Here is a 6,901-nt window from a genome sequence, read left to right as displayed (position 1 = left end):
TTATAAAACCCCACAGCAGGTTGAAGATGAGATTCTTGCAGCTTAGTAATCTTTCTCTACGTATTAATATCATGCAGAGAGAAAATGTTCAACTTTTTGTGTCCAAAGTATTGACATAGGTCCAGTATAGCACTATCTATAAACCCTTTAGATATTGCGCTATTTAATATTTCATATAAAAAATGATGATAAACACTCTCTCCATTCTTTGTGAAAAATGTAAAAAGGTTTGTAAATACTATTCCAATATATTCAGATACTGTTATTTCATACTTTGCTACTTTTATTGCAAGTGGACTTAACGTAAAATCGCTATCTTGCCAAATTCCCATCTCGTATCCCATGGTATAGTGACTCTCGAATTGATCCGCAATATCTCGTTCACCTTGCCCATAGCTACCAGCACCACTGTCACTACCTTTTATATTTTCTCTGAAAAGTTCATATGCACTTTTTAAACGATTAGCAACTTCTGACTTTCTATTTTCTGTTTTTTTTACATTATATGTTGCCATGATAAAAGACATTAATGAATCTGCTTTGTTAGTACGTATGAGTGCGTCAAATTTAGAATCACTCCTTGAATCTATAATTGGCATTTTGAAACCTCCTCCCAATTTTGATGGAAATCTAATTTCCGATTTTCATTCTCATCTAGATAAATTAAAAAATCTCTAACCGCAGATGACAACCTTCTTGCAAATTCTGGCGGAACAGCATTCCCTATCATTTTATACTGATTTCCACGAGTAGACAAAAATTCAAAATCATCTGGAAATGACTGAAGTCGAGCAGCTTCCCTAACTGTTATGGTTCTACTCTGTTGAGAATCATAATGTATAAATCGCAACCCATCCTTATGGAGATGAGCAGTGATTGTCGTGCTTGGTTGATCTCTTCTAAGGACATGGTATTTATGCACTTTAGAGTTTCCTCCTGTAGCTTTGTTATAAATCTCATTTAATTTATCAGCACTTTGTAATTCATTCTTGCCACTTTCAATGTCTTCAGTCAATAAACCAAAGATTTCAATATCTCGTTGGTTCTGAAATCTAACCACATGTCCCCAAGTTGGGTCTCCATCCGGAACTGTGTATGATTGTCTTCCTATTCCTTTGATATATACAGGCTCCTCTAGAGGGAACGCTTTAGGCAAATCACCTATGGCTTCTTCAACAGATATTTTTTTCTCGCTTTGATACTTAGGAAGTATTTTATCGTAAAATTCAGTTAGAAACTGTTGGCATTCTTCGTAGGTATTCCCATTCTTTTTCAATCCGACCAGAATTACTCTTTTCCTGTTTTGGGGCACTCCATAATCACTCATATCAATCAAAGCATGATTACGAATATCTTCAACAATTTCATACCCTATTTTTTGAACGTCAGCTTTTATTAAATCTACAATTGGCGTGCCATCTGGCATAGCAGATAACATTCCAGGGACATTTTCAAATACAAATAATTCAGGTTGATATCTATCTACAGTTTTCAAATAATACTCGAACAAATAATTTCTATAGTCATATTTCATACCGTGCTCATCTTTTGTACGTCCAGCTTGAGAATAGGCCTGACACGGCGGTCCACCAATAATCACATCTGTCTTATCACCAATATAATAATCCAACCCTTTAGATTTTCCATATTTCTCATCATCAAACCCACTAAACAATTCGTCTGTCCTTTGCATATCAAACCAAATTACTGTGTCATTTGCATCAGAGATCCCCCATTTGGTTTTCAACCTGTTTCTCAGTGTATCCACAGGTGCTTTTTCCCACTCTACCGATGCTTGAGGTATGTACAATCCAGATTGCATGAAGCCTTCTAACAATCCTCCCGCGCCAGAAAACAAATCTACAACTTTAATTTTTCTCATTGTCTAAAAGCTCCTTCACTTTAGTAGCTACTGCTTTTCCAAGAAGTGGAGGAACCGCATTCCCTACTTGTTTATATTGTTCTTGCTTATTACCATAAAATATGAAATCATCAGGAAATGACTGTAAACGGGCCGCTTCACGAACAGTCGGAATTCTATTCCATTTGTAATGAAAATGGGTTCTGTGACCTGTATCAATTGTTCTCGAAGGCCTTTTGCTATCATACCTAGTCAGTGCCTCATTGTATTTAAATTTCCTTTTTTTAAGCTCCTCCAATGGTAAAGCTTTATAATTTTTACCTTCTGGAACTAAAGAAATTAGTCTCACGGTCTCATCGGCGTGTTTCGTCGGAGTATGGTTATATATTTTATTAGAATTTTTTCTCATATATTTTTCATATTCATTTGTCGGCGCAGAAGGATAGTCAAATACTTGATTTAAAGAAAAATCTTTCGCACCAACTAATGATGGTAAATTACCAATAGCATCTTCACAAGTAACAAACTCATTTTCAAATAGTTCCGGAAGCGGATAATTAAACTCACCTTGTACTTCATCTTTTAGAGTCATAACAAAAAATACACGCTTTCTTATCTGTGGAATTCCATACTCTGGTGCATATAAAATTTTAGGCTCGTAAACATGATAACCAATTTGTTCAAAATCTTCCCTAACCCTCTTAGCTCCTGCTCCATTATAAAGAGTTAACATTCCTGGGACATTTTCTAGAACGACAACCTTTGGTTTTATCCTTTTGGATGCTTTTACCATAGCAGAATATAAAACATTTCTCTTATCAAACTCTTCTCTTTTTCCAGCTAAACTAAATCCTTGGCAAGGTGGTCCACCAACCAGGACATCCAATTTGATTTCCCTTTTAATTAAATAATCATATATTTTTTCTATGTTTCCATGATCAAATAAATCTAACTTCATAGCTTCTGCATTACCATGATTCTCCTTGAACGTCTTTAAAGCGGCATCATCAAAATCAACGCCTAAAACAACATTAAATCCCGCATCCATAAAACCTCTAGACAACCCTCCAGCACCAGAAAACAAGTCTACGACATTATATGTTTTTTCCGAAACATTCGAAACATTTGTGAGTTTTGCGTTTATTCCATATTCTAAGCACTCCCGAATTCTTTCTTGAATAGTTTTTCCAGTAAAGTTCTCATCTACTTGTTCATATATGTCATCTGGTATCTTTATTTTCATTTCTTTTCCGATAATTGCTGTTCTTCCAGCATTTGGGCGTTTGCCACCTCTAGTCATTTCATTTCACCTCTTGATTTAAGTAACTTAATTCACTTTTACGATTATAGCAGTTTATTATATAGAAGTCAACGTTTTTTTGATTTAAGTCACTTAATTCAAATCATCTTTTTCTTACAGCAATCCTGTCAACACACCACACTTTTGCTATCAAACTTATCAACTCACCCATCCCACATTCAAATTAGTAAATCCAATGAGCAGTTCACCATTCTTTGATATTTTCCCTCAAAGCAAAAAAACCGTGATTATCCTTCCGGCTAAAACCAGACCTCAAATCACGGAAAGCCTTTATTTACTTATCTTATTACACTCTTACTTATCTACCCTTGACATCAATACTACCGTCTCAACGTGCGTTGTATGCGGAAACATATCCACAGGCTGCACTTCTTCAACCCTATACCCCTTTTCACTTAACATCTTTAAGTCCCTAGCTAATGTCCCTGGATCACAGGATACATATACTATTCTTTTAGGCTCCATTTTCACCATGGTATTTATAAGGTTTTCATCACAGCCCCTTCTTGGGGGATCTACTACTATGACTTCGGCTTTTATCCCTTCTTTTTCATACATTCGAGGAATGATTTCCTCTGCCTTCCCTACGAAAAATTCTACATTTCGTATGTTATTTATTTTTGCATTTTTCCTTGCATCTTCTATAGCAGCCCCTACTATTTCTACTCCGTATACTTTCCTTGCTCCTTTGGCAAGGAATAGGGAAATGGTGCCTATCCCACAGTAAGCATCCCACACTATCTCATTCCCTTCTAGTTTTGCATATTCTAAGGCTTTTTCATATAAAACTTTTGTTTGCGTGGGATTTACTTGGAAAAAGGATAAGGGGGATATTTCAAATTTTATATTCCCTATATAATCGGTTATATAATCCTGTCCCCATAGAGTATTAATCTTATCACCCAATATTACATTGGTCTTTTTTGTATTATAGTTTAATACAATACCTGTCATATTGGGTACCTTTGTCAATCCATTAATCAGTTCACTTTTGTGGGGTAGTTCTTTTCCATTAATTATGATACAAACCATTATTTCTTTTGTTTTAAAGGCAACCCTTATAAGTATATGTCGGATAAGTCCTGTATGATTTTGTTCATTGTACACAGGTATCTTGTAATCTTCTATATACTTTCTAATTATCGGTATAATTTTACTATTTACTTCATCCTGGATATAGCATTTAGGAGTATCTATTATATTATGACTTCTTGCTGCATAAAACCCTATTTCAACTTTACCATCTTTCATTCCTACGGGAAATTGTGCTTTATTCCTATAATAAAGGGGATTCTCCATCCCTATGGTAGGGTGGACTACTATATCATTTAATTTTCCTATTCGTTCTATACTATTCCTAACCCTTTTTCTTTTAAATTCTAATTGTGACTTATAATCCATATGTTGTATTTGACACCCTCCGCACCTATGGAAACTAGGACAATGGGGGACCACTCTCATTGGTGAAGGCTCTAGTAGTCTAATTAATTTTCCAAAACCATAGCTTTTTTTCACTTTTATAATTCTAGTTTTTATCTTATCTCCCGGTAAAGCTCCTTCGACAAATATCGTAAAATCTTTGATTTTACCTATACCTTCTCCTTGGGAACCCATATCATCTATTATCAATTCAAAATGCATATTCTTAACAATTGGTAGTTCGCCCATTATACTATCCTCCAAATCGTTTAATGAAGCATATCCTTTTTCAGCATATCTTGTATAGCTTTAGCCAATACCTCATCACTGCTTTTTTCTAGAGCCTCCTCTATGGGGTGCTTTCTTTCAAGTAGAAAATCCGATGTTCCTTCATTAATATTTACTAAAGTATTAATTTTTTTCCTGGTTTTTTCTTCTTTCATATTAACCCCTCCCATCGTAATATTCACATACTGTTTCCCTACATATACAATATCGGCATTTTACGAAACTTGGATGGACATCTTGTTCTCCAGTTTTTAGCATTTCCCTCATATCGCCTAATATCCTCCTTGTCTTTTGTCTTAGTTTTCTTGTATTTTTTATAATAAACATATAATTCTTATATATTAATCGTCCCTCTTTGGGCTTTTTCTTATACACATCCTCCATAATTAAAAAATAAGCTGCTAGCTGCATCATATCTCCCTCGTAGGGCCTTATATCACTTTTCTTTATCGTACCACTTTTTAGTTCTACAGGAATTAAGTTTCTACTCAAAATCTTTTTAAATATATAGTCTGGTTTTCCTTGTATATCGTATTTTTCTGAATATAAAATTCCCCCATATTTTATATTAGAACTTTTACTTTTTTCTTTTTGATCTGTATATATGATTTTCGCACCAAAAACCCCTAGTTTAGGAGCCTTTACTTTAATATCTGATTTCCTTAATAAAAGAAAAAAAAGAGATATGACTAGTAAAAGTAATATCCCTAATATAATAAAATTATCCCTCATATCTTATCACCCAATAAACAACAAATATTGTTAACATAGATATAGCTATCCATATTATTAATAGTAATATCTTTTTTAACTTATAAACAAAATGATATTTTTTGTGAAATCTGTTTCCCCGTTCAAAATTGCTTAAACTTGCATCCTCATATCCATACTGCTCATTCCTCATTTTTACTAACTCTCTGAGTTCTTTATTTCCATATACTCTTTGATAATACCATTGATAGGGGCAATATATAAATTTATTTATTTCCCCTGCAGATATGGTTTTAGTATCATTATCCATGTAATCCCCCTGTTAGAAATTACTTTTTCTTATATTTCTTCCAAGCATTCTATTAAACCCAACCCAACTTCCTTGAGAATGTTCTGCCTTAATAGCTTCTTCGAACAATTTTATCTTAGCATCCGTATTATCGGCACAGTGAATAATCATTGCTTCAATTGTCTTAGGCCGTTTCGGAGAACCATACTCCAATTCCCCATGGTGGGATAAAATACAATGTTTTATAAGAACCTCTAAGGCTTGGGGAAAGTTTTTTAGTTGTCTTATTTTATCTGTTATCATTTCAGTACCAATTGTAATATGACCTAAAAGCTGCCCAAAGTCAGTATAATCATTAAGTGGAAATTCCGATAATTCTTCGGTCTTTCCAATATCATGAAGCATTGCCCCTGCAATAACTATATCTCTATCCACTCCAATATATTTACTGCATAAAAAATCAGCATATTCCACTACGGTTAAAGTATGTTCTAAAAGTCCGCCCATATAGCTATGGTGAATACTCCTAGCCGCCGAATGGGAGCTGAATTTTTTAAGAAATTCTTCATCCGATACAAAGAATGATTCTAATAATTTTTTGATATGTATGTTTTCTATTTGATTAATATATTCCCTTATTTTTGTAAGCATTCCCTGTATATCTTTTTCTGTACAAGGAATATAATCCATAGGATCGTATTCTCCTTCTACGCTTACCCTAAGTCTTCGGATGCTTATTTGGTATTCCCCTTGATACAGACTTACAACTCCATCTATTTTTATAAAACAATTTTCATCAAATTCATCTATATCGTTATTGATGTCCCATATTTTGCCATCCACTAGTCCTGTTTTATCTTGTAGTTTTATAGATACATACGGCTTACCACTTCTCGATTTTAATGTTTGTTTTTGCTTGCAAAGATAATGCCCTATAATCTGTTCCCCATCTCTAATGTCTTTCAAATAACGCATCTAAATCCTCCATTCAAATTTCTTCGAAAAGTTTTCC

The 6,901-nt window shown here is 34.1% G+C and carries 8 protein-coding genes; all 8 read right to left on the bottom strand.

The genetic code is table 11. The features are described 5' to 3' along the window. Positions 1–56: 56 nt before the first annotated feature. On the bottom strand, positions 57–599 hold the full coding sequence (locus GX308_00220) for a hypothetical protein (GenBank protein ID NLK20522.1): 543 nt from the start codon (positions 597–599) through the stop codon (positions 57–59). After that, positions 587–1,882 carry a DNA cytosine methyltransferase gene (locus GX308_00215; GenBank protein ID NLK20521.1) on the bottom strand — a complete coding sequence of 432 codons (1,296 nt, stop codon included), beginning with the start codon at positions 1,880–1,882 and terminating at the stop codon, positions 587–589. The genes GX308_00220 and GX308_00215 overlap by 13 nt, the downstream gene beginning before the upstream one ends. Beyond that, on the bottom strand, positions 1,869–3,104 hold the full coding sequence (locus tag GX308_00210; protein NLK20520.1) for a DNA cytosine methyltransferase: 1,236 nt from the start codon (positions 3,102–3,104) through the stop codon (positions 1,869–1,871). The genes GX308_00215 and GX308_00210 overlap by 14 nt, the downstream gene beginning before the upstream one ends. Positions 3,105–3,476: 372 nt before the next feature. Further along, a complete protein-coding gene (gene rlmD / locus GX308_00205) occupies positions 3,477–4,850 on the bottom strand; it encodes a 23S rRNA (uracil(1939)-C(5))-methyltransferase RlmD (protein ID NLK20519.1) in 1,374 nt (457 codons plus the stop codon). A 20-nt stretch (positions 4,851–4,870) separates the two neighbouring features. Continuing rightward, entirely contained in the window at positions 4,871–5,044 is a 174-nt protein-coding gene (locus tag GX308_00200; protein NLK20518.1) for a hypothetical protein, read from the bottom strand. A 1-nt stretch (position 5,045) separates the two neighbouring features. Beyond that, positions 5,046–5,621, bottom strand: a complete 576-nt coding sequence (cas4, locus tag GX308_00195; GenBank protein ID NLK20517.1) for a CRISPR-associated protein Cas4 — start codon at positions 5,619–5,621, stop codon at positions 5,046–5,048. Beyond that, positions 5,611–5,910: a PD-(D/E)XK nuclease family protein gene (locus tag GX308_00190; protein ID NLK20516.1), complete on the bottom strand. Its 300-nt coding sequence runs from the start codon at positions 5,908–5,910 to the stop codon at positions 5,611–5,613. Before GX308_00190 ends, cas4 begins: the two co-directional genes overlap by 11 nt. Positions 5,911–5,922: 12 nt before the next feature. Beyond that, entirely contained in the window at positions 5,923–6,864 is a 942-nt protein-coding gene (locus tag GX308_00185; protein ID NLK20515.1) for an HD domain-containing protein, read from the bottom strand. Positions 6,865–6,901 lie beyond the last annotated feature (37 nt).

This window comes from Candidatus Epulonipiscium sp. (genome assembly GCA_012519205.1).
In the GTDB taxonomy this organism is placed as follows: Bacteria; Bacillota; Clostridia; order Lachnospirales; family Defluviitaleaceae; genus JAAYQR01.
The sequence above is the reverse complement of the archived record's forward strand: the minus strand, read 5'-3'. Positions and strand labels throughout refer to the sequence as shown.